This is a genomic window from Mucilaginibacter sp. P2_A5, from assembly GCF_056404995.1.
Genome location: NZ_JBFUCY010000046.1, coordinates 1 through 18,709, shown reverse-complemented (window position 1 = coordinate 18,709; position 18,709 = coordinate 1). Strand labels below are relative to the sequence as shown.

Below are 18,709 nucleotides of genomic sequence, written 5' to 3'. Positions count from 1 at the left end.
ATCAAACAAAAAAGTATCATGAAAAAAATATCAATGATTTTAATATCATGTATCCTGATAAGTGCTTCGGGGTGTAAAAAATATATAGATGTAAACCAGAACCCCAATCAGCCCATTGACGTGGCCGAGGCCCAGATCCTGGCGCCGGTTGAACTGGATATATCATCAAGCCTGCATGCGGGCAACGTAGCCGTAATTGTACAGGAATATATGCAGGTTGCTGCCCTTAACCAGGTAGCACCTAATGCAGGCACGTACCTGATGTATAACTCGGATATGGATGGCGACTGGGGCAACCTGTATGTAACCTGCCTGAATAACCTGGTAACGCTAAATCAAAAAGCTACAACCGACGGAAAATCAAACTACGCCGGGATAGCTAAAATTTTAACAGCATACTGCCTTGGTACGGGTACCGACCTTTGGGGAGATATGCCATATTCGCAGGCCTTTAAAGGAAGCGCTGATTTTACGCCTATATATGACGCGCAAAAAGATATCTATACCCAGATACAAAGTTTATTGGACGCCGGTATTGCCGATATTGCCAAAAACGGTACGGTAAAACCTGGCGGCGACGACTTTTTTTACGCCGGTGATATGAGTAAATGGACAAAATTGGCCTACACTTTAAAAGCCCGTTATTACATGCACCTAACCAAAGCGCCGGGTTACACCGCATCAGCGCAGGCCCAACTGGCGCTTACCGCGTTGGCAAAGGGCATGCAATCAAACGATGATGATTTTAAAATGGCCTATACTGGCGCGGCCGGCGGCGAAAACCCGTGGCAGCAAAACTTCATATCGGCCAGTACGGTTGTTTTGGGTAGTACTTTTGTTAATGGCTTTTCAACCCGTAACGACCCTCGCTTAAGCAAGATGGTAGCCCCGGCTACGGCAACAGGCTTATACACAGGCCTTGGTCAGGGTTTAAATACCATTGGTCAACTGGAAGACTACTCGCGCCCCGGCGACTTTTATGGCGCAACCGAAGCCACCAATTACATTGTAAATTATTCTGAAGCATTGTTTTTAAAGGCCGAGGCTACACTGATAACATCGGACTATGCAAGCGCAGCACCTGTTTACCAAAGCGCGGTTTTATCGCACATGACCAAGCTTGGCATAAGTACGGCTAATGCCAATACCTACCTGGCTTCAAGAGCACTAACAAGCAGCAATGCCCAGCAATTGATCATCGAGGAAAAAGAGATAGCCAACTTCCTTTCGCTGGAAAATTTTACTGATTACAGGCGTACAGGCTACCCTGTTTTGCCTGTTGTGCCAAACGCGCTATCGGCCATACCACGCAGGGTGCTATATCCGCAGGCCGAAATTACATCCAACCCGCAGCCACAGCAAACGGCTAAACTAACCGACAGGCTTTGGTGGGATGTTAAATAATTGCCTAATCCCCTTGTTAATAGTATAATTATTGCACCCGTATTCCCTAACAGGATGCGGGTGTTTTTTTGCCGCGCAATTTTAGTTGTCAGGCGTTCCGGTCCGTTTGAATTCTTCGCAAAACGAGCGGTGTCTGTCAATTTACTTTTAATTGTTTATGTAACAATTAACCGATTTAGTAATGAGTCAAACACCTAAGTGATAGTCATAAAATGTAATTTATTATTGTATATCTAACATTTAATCGGGTTGGTGAATTGGCTGAAAAAAGGGTCATCGGTCAATGTTTTTACCGGTCAATCTGCATGAAATTAACAGATGATAGCAGCATTTTACCCGTTTAAGGTAAAATGTTGGTTATTAGAGTTAAGTAATTGTAAATTCATAGGACATTAACAGTAATTAAAATAATTAATATGAAAGTTTTACAATTTACTATCCCTGTACCCCATGATAAGAGCGTGATAGCAGAAAAAGTTTCGCTTCCATACCATTATCCTTATTTGCACCGCCATAAAGAAATACAGATAACCTGGATCCAGAAAGGAGAGGGGACGCTGATTGCAGGCAACAATATGCATGATTATTCATCGGGCGATATTTTTTTACTGGGCGCCAATTTACCGCATGTGTTTAAAAGCAATCCCGAATATTTTGTAAACGGCGGCGATAAACAAATTGAGGCCATATCTATTTTCTTCAACCCAGAAGGAACTTTGGCCCCGCTGTTTGATTTACCAGAGCTAAAATCAAGCAAAATATTTTTGCAGCAGCACCAGCAAGGGTTTAAAATACCCCACAGCGCTACCGACAAGGTATCGCAAACCATGATAGCTTTAAGAAACGCCGGCGGCACAGATCAGCTTGTTCAGTTTTTTAACCTGCTTAAGGCGCTGGTGAATATGAAAGTAAAGCTCGATCCTTTATCAACCTATGGCAATCTGCCGGGCATCACCGAGAATGAGGGGATAAGGATAGGTAATATTTACAATTTTATTATGCAGCATTACAGCGAGCAGATAACCCTGGAGGACGTTGCCAAAGTAGCCTTCATGACACCCGAATCGTTTTGCAGGTATTTTAAAAAGCATACCGGGCATACCTTCATTTCATTTTTAAACGAGATAAGGGTAAACGAAGCCTGTAAAAAACTCATAGCCCATAAGTTTGAAAGCATTAATACCGTTGCTTACAAATGTGGTTTTAAAAGCATCACCAATTTTAACCGGGTATTTAAATTTGTTATAGGCAACTCGCCGCGCGGCTACCTCGATTCGTATAACAATAACCTGGTAAGCCTGAACAGGGCTGCAAGCTAACATGCCACCAGGCAGGGTCAATTAATTCAACAGTCCTTTAGCTTTAAGCCTTGCGTTTTTAGCTTTAAGCTTTTAAACTTGTCAATAAATCAACAGTTCTTTAGCTTTAAGCCTTGCGCTTTCTGCTTTAGGCTTTCAAACTTACCATCTAAAAAACTAAACTGTGTTTACCATCACAAAAACAACCACTACCTTTTTCGCTGTACTTTGTTTAGCAACCTGCTCATTGGCGGGCAAGGCACAAACGGCTACCGCTAACAATGCCCTTTATGAGCAAACCAGCGAAATGGCGGGCACTATCATTCGTTACGGGCAGGATATTAATGCCATAAAAGATTTTTACTCGCCTTATTATGTTAACGAGCATAACGAGGATGAGTATAAAATGAATGTGCTTAATTCGCCCGAGCAGCGCAAAAGGCTGGTTGAGATTGATAACGATTACCTGAAGCAATTACAACAGGCCGATTTTGAATCGATGAGCATTTATGGTAAAGTAGATTATATTTTGCTAAAAAAAAGGATAAAATTCGACCTGAATGACCTGAAAAATGAAGAGGAAAAGTATAACCAGGTTGCCAAATACCTGTCATGTGCCGATGGTATTTACGCCCTTGAAAAGAAACGCCGTCATGGCGATTTTATGGATGGCGAAAAAGTAGCAACCGAATTAACCGCCATACTAAAACAATTAAAAGCCGATACCGCGGCCTATAAAAAACTGCCCAGCCTGGATATGCCATTGGCGCGCATTACCAAAGAAGCGCTGATAGGCCTTAAGGGTCGCCTGAAAGACTTTTATAGTTTTTATAATACATACGATCCCGCTTTTACATGGTGGGTGCCCGCGCCTTATAAAGCCCTTGATGCCGCCCTTGGCAAGTACAGCGATATAGCTTTGAGCAAAGGCAAAGTAATTACAACCCAAAAGCCCGATAGCAGCGGCATAAAGGGCGTGCCTATTGGCCGCGATGCCCTGATAAGCCAGTTACAGGCCGAAATGATACCCTATACCCCCGAAGAGCTGATCCTGCTGGCTAATAAAGAATTTGCCTGGTGCGATAAGGAAATGTTAAAGGCATCGCAGGAAATGGGTTTCGGCAGCGATTGGAAAAAAGCGCTGGAAAAGGTAAAGAATAGCTATGTGCCGGTAGGCCATCAGCCGGAACTGATTGTGAAATTATATAACGACGCCATTAGCTTCATTAAAGAACGCGACCTGATCACGATACCGCCATTGGCCGAAGAAACCTGGGGAATGACGATGATGTCGCCCGAGCGGCAATTGGTTAACCCGTTCTTTTTGGGTGGTAAAGAGATCATGATATCGTACCCAACCAATAGTATGGAAGCGCAGGATAAGCTGATGAGCATGCGCGGCAACAACCCTTATTTTTCGAGGGGAACGGTACAGCATGAATTAATACCCGGCCATAACCTGCAATATTTTATGAACAGCCGGTATAAAGCTTACCGGCAGGATTTTGTGACCCCATTTGGGGTAGAAGGCTGGTCGTTATACTGGGAGTTGTTATTGTATGATAAAGGCTTTGCAAAAACACCCGAAGAAAGGGTAGGGATGCTTTTTTGGCGCATGCACCGTTGCGCAAGGATTATCTTCTCGCTCAACTATCACCTGGGCAAATGGACGCCGCAGCAATGTATCGACTTTTTGATTGACCGTGTAGGTCACGAAAAAGCCAATGCCGCAGGCGAAGTGCGGCGCTCATTTGAGGGGGGCTACAGCCCGCTTTACCAGGTAGCCTACCTGTTGGGCGGCCTGCAAATTATGGAGCTTAAAAAAGAGATGGTTGACAGTGGTAAAATGAGCTACAAACAATTTCATGATACGTTTATGAAGCAAAACCTTATCCCAATTGAAATGATGCGGGCCACATTTATCAACCAGCCATTAACCAGGGATTTTGCTACCAGCTGGAAGTTTTACGATTTCAATAAATAACAAATGCAGCCCGGTTTTAGTGCCGGGCGGCATTAAAAACATTCATCAATTTCATCTGTCTCCAAATGCGATACACTCGTTTTTGTTTGTTGCTGGTTTTTGCAGCTAACTTTAGCTACGCCCAAAAGCCCGCGGTCACCCCATATTTGCCAACCCATCAACAAATACTGCAGGCCTATGCCAATGCCGACAGGTTGGATTCTGCCTGGAAAAAGATTCCGGTTGTAACCAATATCAGGCCCAACTGGCAGGCAAACGGCAAGCAGTTTTGGTATGATAAGCGTGCCGGGGCCGATGCTACCGAATATTACTTTGTTAATGCCGGAAAGCAAACCAAACATCAGGCCTTTGATACCAAAAAAATGGCCGATGCTGTGGCTGCCGCGTTAGGTAAACCTGTACCAGCAAATAAGCTGCGCATCGTGGCCATGTTTTATGGCGCTGATGAAAAACAGGTTACTTTTAAAACCGGCAAAAACTGGCTTAAATGCGATTTAAGCAATTACCATTGCGAAAAAACTACCGATACCGTTTTTAAGGAGTACGACCCAACCGCCCCGCTGCAAAAACGCACTTATCGCTGGGAGGCTAATGTTACCGATTCTGTTTCGCCTGATAAGCAATGGATGGCTTTTATCAGGAACGGGAATTTGTATGCCAGGGCATTAAAGGGCTCTGCCGAAATACAGTTTACAACTGATGGTACAAATGATAAGCCATATGCCGAAATCACATGGTCGCCGGATAGTAAGCATTTGGTGGCTTACCTTACCGATCCTAAAAAAACAAAAAAGGTATATTACGTATTAAGTTCGGTACCGGGCACTACGAGGGGCCAACTCGAATCGCATGAGTACGACCAGCCGGGCGATGAATTTACATCATACCAGCCCTTTATTTTTAACATAACCGATAAAAGCAAGCTGGCCGTTGATGCCGAAAAGATTGATTTTTTTGGAGCGCCCATACTGCACTGGCGCGATGGTAACAGCCGCTATTATACCTATGAAAAGGTTGACAGGGGGCACCAGCGGTTCAGGGTAATTGAGGTGGATGTACAAACAGGAAAAACCCGCAATATCATCGACGAGAAAACAAACACCTTTATTTACGAACAACGATTATATACGCGTTATCTCCCCAAAACGCATGAGGTAGTTTGGATGACCGAAAAAGACGGCTGGCGGCATATTTACCTGGTTGATGAGCTTACCGGCAAAGAAAAACTAATTACCAAAGGCAATTGGGTGGTACGGGATGTTGATAGTGTTGACGTAAACAAAAGGCAGCTATGGTTTACAGCCAGCGGCAAAAACGCGGGTGAAGACCCTTATTTTATTCACTATTACCGTATTGGTTTTGATGGCAACAACATGGTTGATTTGACGCCCGAAAAAGGTAACCATCGCTTAACTTTTTCGCCAGATAGGAAATATTATATCGATACCTGGTCGGAGGTAAATGTAGCGCCTCATATTGTGTTGAAAAACACTGCCACGCTTAAACCAATCATCGAACTGGAACACCCGGATCTTGCCCCGTTATTAAATACCGGCATAAAATTGCCCGAAGTGTTTGTAGCTAAGGCGCGCGATGGGGTAACCGATATTTGGGGCGTAGTTTATCGCCCTGCCAATATGGACGCCGCTAAAAGTTACCCCGTAATTGAAAATATTTACGCCGGGCCACAGGATTCATTTGTGCCTAAAAACTTTGCAGCCGTTAACGAGATGCAAAGTATAGCCCAGCTTGGCTTTATTGTGGTACAAATTGATGGCATGGGCACCGCCAACCGCTCCAAAGCTTTTCATGACGTATGTTGGCATAACCTTGCCGACGCGGGTTTTGCCGATCGGATTTTATGGATGAAAGCGCTGGCAGCCAAATATCCGCAGGCTGATATCAGCAGGGTGGGTGTTTATGGCACATCAGCAGGCGGGCAAAATTCGGCCGGTGCGGTATTGTTTCACCCCGAGTTTTATAAAGCGGCAGTATCTGCCTGTGGCTGCCACGATAACCGAATAGATAAGCAGTGGTGGAACGAGCAATGGATGGGTTACCCCGTAGGCCCGCATTATGCCGAACAATCAAACATAACCAACGCCGCAAAGCTGCAAGGCAATTTAATGCTGATAGTAGGCGAGGCCGATACCAACGTTCCACCCGAGTCCACCTATCGTTTTGCCGACGCGTTGATTAAAAACAATAAGTTTTTTGATTTGCTTACCGTGCCGGGCATGGGCCACGGTGATGGTGGTGTTTATGGCCGCCAGAGGAAACGCGATTTTTTTGTAAAGCATTTACTGGGTACTGATCCTCCCGCACGGAATAGCGGCGAAACAACATCGGCAACGGCAGGGTTTTAAGTCGGGGAAACATGATAAATGGAAAAGCACAGAGCGATATGCCCTGTGCTTTTCTGTTGGTGCGGCTGTGCTTTTTTAGCTTAAAGCCCCGCCATAAAATTTAAAATATCGCCGCCAATTTCATTAACATGGGTTTCTAATGCAAAGTGCCCTGTATTATAAAATTTAACGGTAGCGTTAGGGTTATCGCGTTTGTAAGCTTCGGCCCCCGCTGGTAAAAAGAAGGGGTCTTTGTTGCCCCAAACGGCCAGCAATTTGGGTTTGTATTGCCTGAAATAAGCCTGAAATTTGGGGTATAGTTCTACATTGGTTTTATAATCTTTCATCAAATCCAATTGAATCTCCACATTTCCGGGGCGATCTAAAAAATGCTGGTCTAACGTGTAACTTTCCGGGGCTATCAACGATGGATCGGCTACACCTTCGTGGTACTGGAACCAGGTTATTTTTAGGTTAACAAAATCCCGCAAAGCATCCCTGTTCGCTTTTGAATCTTGTTTCCAGTACCGTTGAATAGGGCTCCACGAGTCGCCCAGGCCCTCAACATAGGCGTTGCCGTTTTGCGATATGATGCCCGTGATTTTTTCTGGATTGGCCATTGCCAGCCTTAATCCGGTTGGCGCACCATAATCAAATATGTATAGTGCAAAATGTTTAAGGCTAAGTTCGTCTATAAAAGCCTGCATGGTGTTGGCCAGGTTATCAAATGTGTAGGCAAACCGCGTATGGTCGGGTGCGTCTGAGTAGCCAAAGCCAGGCAAATCGGGGGCTATTACGTGGTATTTTTCGCTAAGTATCGGTATCAGGTTCCTGAACATATGTGATGATGTTGGGTAGCCGTGCAGCAATAAAATTACAGGGGCATCTTTTGGCCCGGCTTCGCGGTAAAATATATTCAGGCCGTTAGCTTTAATGTTGCGGTAATGAATTTGAGTGGTTTCCATGGTGTTGTTATTTGGTTGTGAACGTTTAACAGCTGAAGCTTGCGATTGGCTACCTGCCAGGCTGATTACTGTTAATAGTGAAAGTGTTGTTTTTGTTATGTTTTTCATTTGCTGTTTTGCTTATTCAAAACTAACCCTTACATTTGATTGTCAAAAACGATTTATAATGATTTGTATTATCATGTTTTGTGATTTATGAATACCAACGATCTTAAAATATTTGAAGCCGTGGCGGCCAATGGCAGTTTTACCAAAGCCGCCGAATCGATGTTTACGGTGCAATCAAACGTAACGGCACGCATTAAAAGTTTGGAAGAAGAATTTGGCACTGAGCTTTTTACCCGAACATCGCGTAAGGTTGAATTGACAGCCGCCGGCCAAACTTTGATGCAGTACAGCAAACAGGTAGGCCACTTGATTGAGGAGGCCAAAAAAGACATCCAAAATGCCGACCAGGTTAAAGGGCACATTAAAATAGGTTGTATTGAAACTACCATGGCACTCAAAGCTCCCGGGATCATAAACCATTTTGCAGATACCTATCCGGAGGTTGAGCTGGAGTTCAGATCGGGTATGGCGGGCAGCCTTATCAGCGATGTTATGAACTATAAACTGGATGCAGCTTTCGTGCCTGCGCCGGTTAACATCCCCGAGTTGGAGCAGGTGATGATTAAAGAAGAACAACTGGTTATTTTAGCGCCGGCCAGCATCAAAAAAATTGACGACGCCATTGCCGTTAGTCCCTTAAAAATTGTGGTATTTGACCAGGGCTGTATTTTTAGGTCGAGGTTAGAATCGTGGCTTGGTTCAAAAGGCATCATCCGCTATAAAAGCATTGTGGTTAACTCCATCGAAGGCATTATCAACTTTGTAGAAGCCGGCCTTGGCGTCAGCATATTACCGGAAGAAGTGATTAGCCAGTATTACAGCAACCGCAAAATAAATACCTTTGCCATGAATAAGGAAATTGGTACTATGGCCACCGTACTGATAACCCGAAGAGATGTACCGCAATCAAGGGCGTTAAAGGCGTTTATGGGGATGTATTGATCGTTATAAAATTCGTTTATCTACTTCAAATAATCCGTAAACACCTGCTGCATAAAAGCCTTGGCATAATCCAACGTTTTGTCAGTATAAGCTTTTGGTGCGTTCTTGTTTTGGATATAGCTAATCGTTTGGCCGGCATTATCATAACTTACTGACTGTTCGGGCAGCATAAAGCCCATGCCGTTATCCCAGTCAAAAAATGCGAAATCCCGGCTATAGGGGTTCAGTAAATCCTTCGACCATTTGAATTGCTGATGTGGCAGGTTTAATGGTGCCAGCAGGGTTGCGGCGATATCTGTTTGGTTACCTAGCTTTTTTACCCTCAGGCCGCGGTACTCGGGTTTAATGGCATCGCCGAAAAACAATACGGGGATGTGGTATTTACGTGGCTCGTAAGGTTCCGATTTATCCAGCGGTAAGCGGTGCCCATGATCGGCCACTAAAATGAACAGAGTATTTTTGTACCAGCTTTGTTTTTTTGCGGCATCAAAATATTGTTTCAGGCTGGCATCGGTATAGTAGGCGGTACTCCTGAATTTGTTGCCCATATCATCGCCGGGGAAATGCGGTGGAACTGGAAGCTCAAAGGGCTCGTGGTTGCTTAGCGTTTGAACATAGCTAAAAAACGGCTTTTGTACCTTGTTGAGGTAGCTGATATTCCGTTTGAACAAAATATCGTCGTGCGCGCCCCATTTGGAGTTCATTTCTTTGGCTTCAAAATCTCTTTTATCTACCAGGTCGGTTATTTTGTGGCTTAACAGGTAGGCCTTAAAGTTCATGAACTCGCTTTCGCCGCCGTAAAAGTATGAGGTATGGTACCCCTGGTCGGCAAAAACATTGGATAGTGCCGGCAGGCGTTCCTGCCTTTCGTTATCAATAATAATGGTGCGCGTGGCCTGCGACGGGAAAGCGCTCATAATGGCTACAATGCCTTTATCGGTACGGTCGCTGGCGGCGTATACGCTATCAAACAAAACGCCTTGTTTTATAAAATCTTCAAAGTTGGGTGCATCACCTTTTTCGCCGCCTAATGATTCAATTAAATCAGCTGTAAAACTTTCCAGTTGAAAAATTACTACGTTGGGACGGTTGGTATTCAGGATATGTAATGTGCTGTCCGTTTTTACGGCATACATGCTGTCAACCATCGCCGCGGCCTTTTCGGCAGGCATAAACACATATGGGTTTCCTGGTGATTGAAGGTTCTCTGCCACATTCTGAATCAGGTTCCATTCGGTATTTAATGCGCACTGGTTAAGGATGGGTTTGGGCGAGAAGTAGGCATTGCTTTGAGCTATAGGTGCTACCTGTAGGCCGCCACGGATAATGATCAGATTTATACCCAGCAATAAAACCCCTATAACAGGCTTGATAATCAGCGGCGCTTTTGGCTTTTTAAAATCAAAGTCGATAATGTATTTTGATAAAAAAATTCCGCCTGCCATGAGCGCCACAAACAATACAAAAGTTAAAAGCAGGGGCGACGAACTGGATGCGGCAAACGCCTCGGACGGCGCATTAAAAAAAACATCAAACGCCCTGAAATTTACCTTGGTACCCCACTCGCGGAAAATGTTGAGGTTAACAACCGTGACAATAGCGATGATAACCACAGCCAGGTAAACATAAAACCTGAGCCATTTACTGCCGATGTGCCTTTTGGTAAACCAGCTAACACAAAATACAAGTAACGGAATAGAACTGATATACGCTGCGACCGAGGCATCCATCAACAGGCCGTATTGAAAAGTTTGCACAATTTCTGAAAAACTTGCGCCGCTGAGCTTGCTGTGGAAATATATTTCGAACAACACCCTGGTAACAATAGCCACGATGATCCAGAAAATAAAAAATCGGCAAAAACTGAAAAGGCTCCTTAACATCGGGTTCAAAAATAACTATTTAAACCTGATGTTAAGAAGCCTTTAATGTAAGGTAAACATAATATGGACTTTAGCTGACAAGCATGCTTTTTAGTTCGGTACAAAGTATCTGTATCTCCGCCTCTGTGTTATAATAATGCACCGATGCCCTTACGTTGCTTGGCAACTGATTTTTATCCATATAAATAAGGGTAGATATAGCTTTGCCAACAGATACATTGATGTTTTTATCGGCCAGTTTATTTTTTACGAACGCGCTCTCCAATCCTTTTACCGAAAAAGTAACAATACCGCATTGCTGCGCACCAAAATCATGAACGGTAATGCCATCAATCGTGGCCAGTTCACGGCGCAACAGGGTGGCTAAGTATTGTATACGCTCCCAAATCCTGTCCACGCCGATGTTTAAGGCATAGTCCACCGCTTTACCCAGTCCAAGGGTAAGGGCGCGGTTCTTTTCATACAATTCAAAACGCCGGGCATCGTTTCTTAGCTGAAAATTATCAAGGCTAACCGATGGGGCGCTAAAACCATCCATAAACAGGGTATTCAGTTTATCTTGTACCTGTTTACGTACAAACAAAAAGCCGGTTCCCCTTGGCGCCCGCAGGTATTTGCGCCCGGTTACTGCTAACATATCGCAGCCAATCTCCTCCACGTTTAAAGGGATTTGCCCGGCACTTTGGCAGGCATCAACCAAATATAAAACGTTGTGCCTGCCGGCTATTTTCCCAATCTCCACAACCGGGATCATGCCACCTGCGGTTGAGGGGATCTGTGTCATGGCGATGAGTTTGGTTTTGGACGATATAGCCTGTTCAAAAACATCCAGCGGAAAATTGCCCTGTGCATCGTTGGGTATTATTTTGAGGCTTACACCCAACTTTTTTTGAGCATTTAAAAAACCGATGATATTGGTTACATATTCCATTTCGCAGGTAATGATCTCATCGCCGGGCTTGAAGTCTATCCCGTTAAAAGCTATTCCCCATGCTGTGCTGGCATTTTCAACAAGGGCAATTTCGTCTGCATCGGCGTTAATGAGCCGGGCTATCAGCTCATAGGTATAATCTAATTGGTCCTTGTATTTATATTCGGTTTCGTAGCCGCCGTAAATTGCCTCTTCATGTAAGTAATTAACAACCGTTTCAACCACCACATCGGGCGGTAAGGATGCTCCCGCATTATTAAAGTGGATCCTCTCGGCGGTTCCTTTGGTTTCGGCTCGTAGTTGCTGTATTTCCTGTTCGCTTATTGGGCTAAGTTGCATCGTGTTTTAGTTTGGTGTGTAAAGTATGTTATTACTGTCCCCTCAGGGTCTCCTTGAAAAGGGACCCTGAGGGCGCCTGCTAAGTGTAAATCTTGCTTGTTCAACCTGCGTGCTGCCTCAGGGTCCTCTTCGAGAGACCCTGAGGGGACTAAATGAGTTTGGCTATCAGTTCATAAGTATTATTTAATTCGCGTTTGTATTTATCTTCAATTTCATAGCCGCCGAGGGTTGCTTCTTCGCGCAGGTAACTAATAACAGTTTCTACCACTACATCGGGGTTTAAAGACGACCCCGCGTTGTTGAAATGTATTTTTTGGGATGTTCCTTTGGTTTCGGCTCGTAGTTGCTGTATTTCCTGTTCGCTTATAGGGCTAAGTTGCATCGTGTTTTAGTTTGATATGTAATAGTTATCGCTGTCCCCTCAGGGTCTCCTTGAAAAGGGACCCTGAGGGCGCCTGCTAAATGTAAACCTTGCTTGTTCAACCTGAGTGCTGCCTCAGGGTCTTCTTCGAGAGACCCTGAGGGGACTAAAAGTATGTTATCGCTAAAAATTTATCTCCATCATAATATCGGCGCGGCCATAAGTGCCTGGCGTAACCGGGATTTCTGTAAAGCCTAATTTGTGATAAATGTGAATAGCGTTTTTTAGTATGCGGCTCGAAAACAGGATGAGTTTTTTAACACCCATCTCCCTGGCTTTGTCAATACCCGACTGGCATAAAAACTGACCGGCGCCGCCACCATGATAAGCCTTATCAACTGCCATTTTGGTGAGCTCATAAACGCCATCCTCAATAAAGCGCAATCCTACGGTACCAATAATAGTATCGCCTGCTGCTGCAAAATAAATTTTGCCACCTTGTTTTAACATGGCTTCGTCGGGGTTTTCTAAAACCCATTTGTCCAGTGCTTCAACCACGAAAAATTCTTCGAGCCATGCTTTGTTGAATTTTTCAAAGTACGACTGATACTTTGGCTGATAATCAATTAATTGAAGTTCCATTTTTTAATAAATTTTGATCATTACAAAGTAAAAGCATCTGCGTATAGCAAAACAGATTCAGATTTGTTAATTTTGGCCATAACAGATTTTAAAATGGAGAAATTGATTACCATGGTTAATGATGATTTTTTATATGCGCAGATAGCTGCCCGTATTGAAACGCAGATAAAACAGAACCTGTTAAAACCCGGTGATAAGCTGCCGTCGGTAAGGGCATTAAGTCTTGAGCAGGGCATCAGCATCAGTACATCATACAAAGCTTATGTAGAACTGGAAAACATGGGCATGATAGAGGCCAGGCCAAAATCGGGCTATTACGTTAAGTTTTCGCCGGCAAGATTAACCAAAGCGCCCGAAACCAAACCTCCGCTGAAAAAGATTGAGCAGGCTACAGTTACCCAGATGATAGCTATGGTTTACCAAAACATGAGCGAGGAAAGTGTTATACGTTTGTCGCGCTCATCGCCACCGCTAAGCCTTATTCCTATGGCTAAGCTCAGTAAATCTATGATGGAATCTATCCGTAAAAGCCCGACGGGTAATATCAATTATGAAAATTTGCAGGGCAATATTTCACTGCGTAACCATGTGGCCAAAAACGCTTTTAACTGGGGCGGCAACATTACCGGAGACGATGTGGTAACCACGCAGGGCTGTCTTGAAGCCCTGATATTTTGCCTGCGGGCGCTTACCAAACCGGGCGATACCGTTGCTATTGAAAGCCCTACCTTTTTCGGGATCTTTAATATAATGCTCAGCCTTGATCTGAAGGTGCTGGAGATTCCGGTTAATCCTGATACGGGTATTGATATTGATTACCTGGCCGAGGCTATGGATAAAGTGGATATTAAAGTATGCCTGTTTGTAACCAACTTTAGTAACCCGGTAGGCAGCTGCATGCCCGATGATAGTAAACAGCGATTGGTTAAATTAATAACAGAAAGGCAGATCCCTTTGATTGAGGATGATATTTACGGCGAAATTTATTTTGGCAAAAGCCGCCCGCGTACCTGTAAAAGTTATGATACCGAAGGCTGGGTGCTGTTATGCTCATCAGTTTCCAAATCAATTGCGCCGGGCTACCGGGTAGGCTGGTGCATACCGGGCAGGTTTAAAGAGCAGGTTATTAATATCAAAATGATGCATACCATCAGCTCGGCCACGCCAACCCAGGCCGCTGTTGCTCATTTTTTTGAAACAGGCCGGTATGATTTGCATATGCGGAACCTGCGTAAAACATTGTACACCCAAAGCCTGCGTTATACCCAGGCCATTGCTACTCATTTTCCGTCAGGCACCAAAATAAGTCAGCCCCAGGGCGGCTATGCCCTGTGGATTGAGTTAGATAAAAACATTGATGCATTTGAGCTTTACCAGCTTGCCATTGCCCAAAACATCAGCATTGCTCCCGGACAAATTTTTAGTACCGATGCCCGCTTCACCAATTTTATCCGCATTAGTTTTGGTTTAACCTTTGATGCCGTGGTGGAAAATAGCTTTAAAGTTTTAGGAGATTTGATAAGACAATTGGGATGAAACACTAACGTCGTGTCAACGATAAATTGACGGATAGTCTTTAGCCTAAAGTCCTAAGTTCTAAGTCAAAAAAATAACTTTAGACTTACGACTCAGTACTGTTGACTTAATACTAGCCCAGTTTCAACTGTCGTCAAAAGATCATAAAAACGGTAAATATATAACCGCTTACACAAACGGGGTATCTTTGCGGCTTATTTAATAATTGACCAGAAAAAAGAGCTTTGGATAGTTCTTTCCAGCCGGTCGGTAAATTTTATTAATATGTACTCAACGCTTTCTGTGCCAAAAACAATTAAGCAAAGGCACCAGGGTATTGCCAATTTACTGGCTTTTGCATTAATACCACTTTCGGGCTTTGCAACTGATATATACATTCCGTCGTTACCAACCATGGCTGCCGAATTGCATGTGAGCAGTATCCAGGTGCAGCTTACTTTAACTTTGTTTTTAATAAGCTATGGCGTTACACAACTATTTATTGGCAGCGTACTGGATAGTTTTGGCCGGTACAATATAAGCCTGGTGTGCCTGGTGCTTTTTGCTGTTGCCAGTATTGTTATAGCTACCTCAACCAATATTTATGTAATATACCTCATGCGGATAGTACACGGTATTACCGTAGCTGGCGTAATTGTTTCCAAGCGCGCTTATTTTATCGATCTGTTTTCGGGCGAAAAGCTGAAGCATTACCTTAGCATGTTTTCCATCATCTGGTCTACCGGGCCAATTGTAGCGCCTTTTGTTGGCGGATACCTGCAAACCGGTTACGGGTGGAAATCAAACTTTTACCTCCTGGCCATATTTGCTGCAGTATTCGTGGTTTTGGAGCTGATCTTCAGCGGTGAAACTTTGAAAAACTTTTCGGCATTCCATATCAAAAAGATCGGTAGCATTTATGCGGACATGATCAAAACTACCAGTTTTACCCTCGGTCTTATTATGTTGGGACTTGCGTACTGTATGGTGATGATCTATAACATGACAGGCCCTTTTATCATCGAGCATACTTTGCATCTGTCGCCGGTTGTGGCCGGCTATAGTTCGTTGGTATTGGGCATAGCCTGGCTTATAGGGGGGCTTATCGGTAAAGCCACCATCAACAAACCGTTTTTTAACCGTATGGTGGTTAACCTTACCCTGCAGGTAATATTTGTAATAGTAATGCTGATAAGCATGAGGTATATAGCCAATTTATACACCATTATATTTTTCGCTTTTATAATCCATATAGCGGCAGGATATACTTTTAATAACTTTTTTACCTATTGCTTAAGCCGCTTCCCCAAAAACGCCGGTATAGCCAGCGGACTTTCGGGCGGGATAAATTATGTTATCGTATCGTTTTTTAGTTATGGCATTGTTTTTCTGCTGCCCGCTAAAGATGAACATAACCTGGGTTACAGTTATTTTGTACTGATAATGCTATCGGTTATAGTAATGCTGATCTTAAAAATGAAGAAGGAGTTGCTGAGCGAAGGAGTATAAGCGAGCGAGTTGAATTCTGTTCCCTCATCGTACCAGGATTATTACCCGCTTACACAACTACCGGCACCGTTACAAATTGATCAACCGGCGGTATAGTTCGAAAGATTAACGGTCTGTTTTTTATTTTTAGACGATATAAGAAAATGGAATTTAATTTAACTGTAATAGTTGTGGCCCAAATTCTTCAAAAAATATCTTGTCGGCATTTATTCCTGATTCCCTCAGGTCATTAAACTGTTTCTGAATAAAAAACGATGGCCCGCACAAATAATAACGGGTTTGGGGATGGTGCTGCAGATCTTCAATCCTGTTTATATCCAAATACCCGTCATGTATATCTTCGGCTATGTTTTTGGGCGATGGTGCATCATAAAAAATATGCTGGTTAAAATTTGAATTGTTAATTGCCAGCTCATTGATATTGTCTTTAAAAGCATGTACCGATTCGTTACGGCAGCCATGAAGCCAGGTGATGGGCTGTTTTGTTCCCTTTTGGGTTAAGTGCTGCACCATGCTCATTAAAGGAGTTAAGCCAACTCCACCACTAATAAACATTACCGGCGTATCTAAATTATCGGGCAGGGTAAAATTGCCTGCCGGCGAGGTAAGCTCCACCTGTTTTCCTTCGGTAATTTCGTCATGCAGTAAATTGCTTATCATGCCATTAACATCAACGTTTATACCTGCTTCCCGTTTAACAGAAATACGGTAATAATCATTATTCGGCGCACTTGAAATGCTGTATTGGCGTACCTGGGTTATGTTTAGCTGCGGAAGAAAGAGCTTGATACTGATGTACTGACCCGGTTTGTGGTGCGGAACTTTCCCGCCATCGGCAGGGTATAAGTAAAAGGAACATATTTCTGCCGATTCCATTTCTCTCTTCCCCACTTTAAATAAGCGCCAGCCTGTCCAGCCGTTTGGTTTTAAAACCTGGTCCTGGTATAAGTTTGCCTCATGGCCGCTCATTAATGCGGCTAACTGGTTATAAGCTACTTTCCAGGCTTCTAAAATTTCGGGGGTAGCGGCATCGCCTAAAACCTCGCTGATAGATGCCAGCAGGTGCTTGCCAACTATGGCATAATGCTCCGGGCGGATATCTAAACTGACATGTTTTTGGCCAATCCTGTCAACCACAGGTAACAGTACAGATGGATTGGCAATGTTTTCTGCATAAGCAAGTACAGCCATAGCCAGGGCGGTTTGTTGTTTACCTGTTTGCTGGTTTCCCATGTTAAACATATTTTTTAATTCGGGGTTGTGTTTAAACATCCTGCCATAAAAATGAGTGGTTAGCAATACGCCATGTTCTTTCAAAATCGGAACGGTGGCAAGGATGAGCGCTTTTTGATCGTTTGTCATAATAAATATATTAATACCTTTTTATCTTAAATATGAATACTTGTTTAAGATGTCCGGTTGTTCAACGGGGCAAATCTAAGCTTTAATTAATAAAAGACAAAAATATCTTTTATTAATTCTTATCTTTGCTTCACAGGATGGCAATTTTTTCAAAAACATGCGAGTATGCTATAAGGGCGGTGTTCTATATAGCTCATAAAACAGCTGCAGGGGGTAGGGTTAGTATAAAGGATATTGCAACCGGTATCGATTCGCCCGAGTTATACCTTGCTAAAATATTACAGGATTTAAGCAGAAAGGGGCTCATCAGTTCGTTTAAAGGTCCTCATGGTGGTTTTTTTATAGCCACCCCCTCGTTAAGTCGGCCATTAAGTGATATTGTAGAGGCTGTTGATGGCGATAGCTTGTTTTATGGTTGTGCTTTAGGGCTTAAACAGTGCTCGGAAGTAAACCCTTGCCCTTTGCACAACGAGTTTAAAGATATCAGGGACCGGATACACATTTTATTAAATACAACCACCATAGGCGAGTTTAATACCGAGCTGATTGATGGTTTATTGTCATTGAAAAAATAGGGGAAATGTTAAACTGCAGCCGCAAACAGCTATAATCATAAAATAATTATATATGCTGACTAAAGTTTTTTGCTGTGATATTTTCACAGAATTATTAAATGAGGCGGGTAATAAGGGATTCTCTATTATTTCGGTTGAATATCAGGATACCTATAGGTTTTTTTTACAATCAAGAAACCTTGATTATAGAGATCACAAAGACAAAAGCTTTTCCATTGCGCAAAGAAGTATAAATTTTTGCCCGTGGTGTGGGGCTGATTTATCAGAAGTTATTGCAAATAACATTCATGATATTTCTGCATTTTCAAAAAAGAACAGTTATCTATTTATTTGACATCAGCTATAAGATTGGCAATTTTCTGTCCCCTCAGGGTCTCCTTGAAAAGGGACCCTGAGGCGCTTGCTAAGTATTAAACTATGCAAATTCGATCTGCATTGTCCCTCAGGGTCCTCCTTTGGAGAGACCCTGAGGGACGAAAAAAATAGAGGTCCTGGGTGGCCGGCTTACTGTTTTATTATCAAACCACTATATGATACGTCAGGCGT

Annotated in this window: 15 protein-coding genes; 9 read left to right on the top strand and 6 right to left on the bottom strand. The window is 43.4% G+C overall.

Translation table 11 applies throughout. The annotated features are described in order from the left end of the window. Positions 1-18 precede the first annotated feature (18 nt). From AC1DXF_RS27510 to AC1DXF_RS27495, 4 genes are all read left to right on the top strand, one after another. Entirely contained in the window at positions 19-1,404 is a 1,386-nt protein-coding gene (locus tag AC1DXF_RS27510; RefSeq protein ID WP_477451895.1) for a SusD/RagB family nutrient-binding outer membrane lipoprotein, read from the top strand. 416 nt (positions 1,405-1,820) lie between these two features. Further along, positions 1,821-2,723, top strand: coding sequence for an AraC family transcriptional regulator (locus AC1DXF_RS27505; protein ID WP_477451894.1), 903 nt, complete (start codon positions 1,821-1,823; stop codon positions 2,721-2,723). Positions 2,724-2,886: 163 nt separating this feature from the next. Beyond that, positions 2,887-4,686: a DUF885 family protein gene (locus AC1DXF_RS27500; protein ID WP_477451893.1), complete on the top strand. Its 1,800-nt coding sequence runs from the start codon at positions 2,887-2,889 to the stop codon at positions 4,684-4,686. Positions 4,687-4,751: 65 nt separating this feature from the next. Beyond that, the gene (locus tag AC1DXF_RS27495) at positions 4,752-7,052 is read left to right on the top strand and encodes a S9 family peptidase (protein ID WP_477451892.1); all 2,301 of its coding nucleotides are present in this window, start codon (positions 4,752-4,754) and stop codon (positions 7,050-7,052) included. An 80-nt stretch (positions 7,053-7,132) separates the two neighbouring features. Here the strand turns inward: AC1DXF_RS27495 and AC1DXF_RS27490 are convergent, their stop codons facing one another. Next, positions 7,133-8,104 (bottom strand): alpha/beta fold hydrolase, encoded by a 972-nt coding sequence (locus tag AC1DXF_RS27490; protein ID WP_477451891.1) that lies wholly within the window; start codon positions 8,102-8,104, stop codon positions 7,133-7,135. Between the two features lie 87 nt (positions 8,105-8,191). On the opposite strand from AC1DXF_RS27490, the gene AC1DXF_RS27485 reads away from it, so the two are divergent. Next, the gene (locus AC1DXF_RS27485) at positions 8,192-9,046 is read left to right on the top strand and encodes a LysR family transcriptional regulator (protein ID WP_477451890.1); all 855 of its coding nucleotides are present in this window, start codon (positions 8,192-8,194) and stop codon (positions 9,044-9,046) included. 20 nt (positions 9,047-9,066) lie between these two features. On the opposite strand, the gene AC1DXF_RS27480 is transcribed toward AC1DXF_RS27485, so the two are convergent. From AC1DXF_RS27480 to AC1DXF_RS27465, 4 genes are all read right to left on the bottom strand, one after another. Next, entirely contained in the window at positions 9,067-10,878 is a 1,812-nt protein-coding gene (locus AC1DXF_RS27480) for an LTA synthase family protein (protein WP_477451889.1), read from the bottom strand. A 121-nt stretch (positions 10,879-10,999) separates the two neighbouring features. After that, positions 11,000-12,199, bottom strand: coding sequence for an aminotransferase class V-fold PLP-dependent enzyme (locus AC1DXF_RS27475; protein ID WP_477451888.1), 1,200 nt, complete (start codon positions 12,197-12,199; stop codon positions 11,000-11,002). Positions 12,200-12,347: 148 nt separating this feature from the next. After that, entirely contained in the window at positions 12,348-12,581 is a 234-nt protein-coding gene (locus tag AC1DXF_RS27470; protein WP_477451887.1) for a hypothetical protein, read from the bottom strand. A 162-nt stretch (positions 12,582-12,743) separates the two neighbouring features. Next, the gene (locus AC1DXF_RS27465) at positions 12,744-13,202 is read right to left on the bottom strand and encodes a GNAT family N-acetyltransferase (RefSeq protein ID WP_477405180.1); all 459 of its coding nucleotides are present in this window, start codon (positions 13,200-13,202) and stop codon (positions 12,744-12,746) included. A gap of 93 nt (positions 13,203-13,295) precedes the next feature. Between AC1DXF_RS27465 and AC1DXF_RS27460 the strand changes: the two genes are divergently transcribed. Both AC1DXF_RS27460 and AC1DXF_RS27455 read left to right on the top strand, forming a co-directional pair. Continuing rightward, entirely contained in the window at positions 13,296-14,738 is a 1,443-nt protein-coding gene (locus tag AC1DXF_RS27460; RefSeq protein WP_477451886.1) for an aminotransferase-like domain-containing protein, read from the top strand. A 264-nt stretch (positions 14,739-15,002) separates the two neighbouring features. Then, on the top strand, positions 15,003-16,226 hold the full coding sequence (locus tag AC1DXF_RS27455; RefSeq protein ID WP_477451885.1) for an MFS transporter: 1,224 nt from the start codon (positions 15,003-15,005) through the stop codon (positions 16,224-16,226). Between the two features lie 150 nt (positions 16,227-16,376). Here AC1DXF_RS27455 and hmpA read toward each other — a convergent pair whose 3' ends face one another. After that, complete coding sequence (hmpA, locus tag AC1DXF_RS27450; protein ID WP_477451884.1) at positions 16,377-17,588, bottom strand: NO-inducible flavohemoprotein; 1,212 nt, start codon at positions 17,586-17,588, stop codon at positions 16,377-16,379. 137 nt (positions 17,589-17,725) lie between these two features. On the opposite strand from hmpA, the gene AC1DXF_RS27445 reads away from it, so the two are divergent. Both AC1DXF_RS27445 and AC1DXF_RS27440 read left to right on the top strand, forming a co-directional pair. Continuing rightward, positions 17,726-18,163: an RrF2 family transcriptional regulator gene (locus tag AC1DXF_RS27445; protein ID WP_477451883.1), complete on the top strand. Its 438-nt coding sequence runs from the start codon at positions 17,726-17,728 to the stop codon at positions 18,161-18,163. 52 nt (positions 18,164-18,215) lie between these two features. Further along, positions 18,216-18,497 carry a hypothetical protein gene (locus tag AC1DXF_RS27440; RefSeq protein ID WP_477451882.1) on the top strand — a complete coding sequence of 94 codons (282 nt, stop codon included), beginning with the start codon at positions 18,216-18,218 and terminating at the stop codon, positions 18,495-18,497. The last annotated feature ends 212 nt before the right edge of the window (positions 18,498-18,709 follow it).

Excerpts from the sequence above, each read along its gene's own strand:
- AC1DXF_RS27510 (WP_477451895.1), top strand. The coding sequence starts at position 19 with ATGAAAAAAATATCAATGATTTTAATATCATGTATCCTGATAAGTGCT.
- AC1DXF_RS27495 (WP_477451892.1), top strand. The coding sequence starts at position 4,752 with ATGCGATACACTCGTTTTTGTTTGTTGCTGGTTTTTGCAGCTAACTTT.
- AC1DXF_RS27505 (WP_477451894.1), top strand. The coding sequence starts at position 1,821 with ATGAAAGTTTTACAATTTACTATCCCTGTACCCCATGATAAGAGCGTG.
- AC1DXF_RS27440 (WP_477451882.1), top strand. The coding sequence starts at position 18,216 with ATGCTGACTAAAGTTTTTTGCTGTGATATTTTCACAGAATTATTAAAT.
- AC1DXF_RS27490 (WP_477451891.1), bottom strand. The coding sequence starts at position 8,104 with ATGAAAAACATAACAAAAACAACACTTTCACTATTAACAGTAATCAGC.
- AC1DXF_RS27465 (WP_477405180.1), bottom strand. The coding sequence starts at position 13,202 with ATGGAACTTCAATTAATTGATTATCAGCCAAAGTATCAGTCGTACTTT.
- AC1DXF_RS27445 (WP_477451883.1), top strand. The coding sequence starts at position 17,726 with ATGGCAATTTTTTCAAAAACATGCGAGTATGCTATAAGGGCGGTGTTC.
- hmpA (WP_477451884.1), bottom strand. The coding sequence starts at position 17,588 with ATGACAAACGATCAAAAAGCGCTCATCCTTGCCACCGTTCCGATTTTG.
- AC1DXF_RS27475 (WP_477451888.1), bottom strand. The coding sequence starts at position 12,199 with ATGCAACTTAGCCCAATAAGCGAACAGGAAATACAGCAACTACGAGCC.
- AC1DXF_RS27485 (WP_477451890.1), top strand. The coding sequence starts at position 8,192 with ATGAATACCAACGATCTTAAAATATTTGAAGCCGTGGCGGCCAATGGC.
- AC1DXF_RS27455 (WP_477451885.1), top strand. The coding sequence starts at position 15,003 with ATGTACTCAACGCTTTCTGTGCCAAAAACAATTAAGCAAAGGCACCAG.
- AC1DXF_RS27470 (WP_477451887.1), bottom strand. The coding sequence starts at position 12,581 with ATGCAACTTAGCCCTATAAGCGAACAGGAAATACAGCAACTACGAGCC.
- AC1DXF_RS27460 (WP_477451886.1), top strand. The coding sequence starts at position 13,296 with ATGGAGAAATTGATTACCATGGTTAATGATGATTTTTTATATGCGCAG.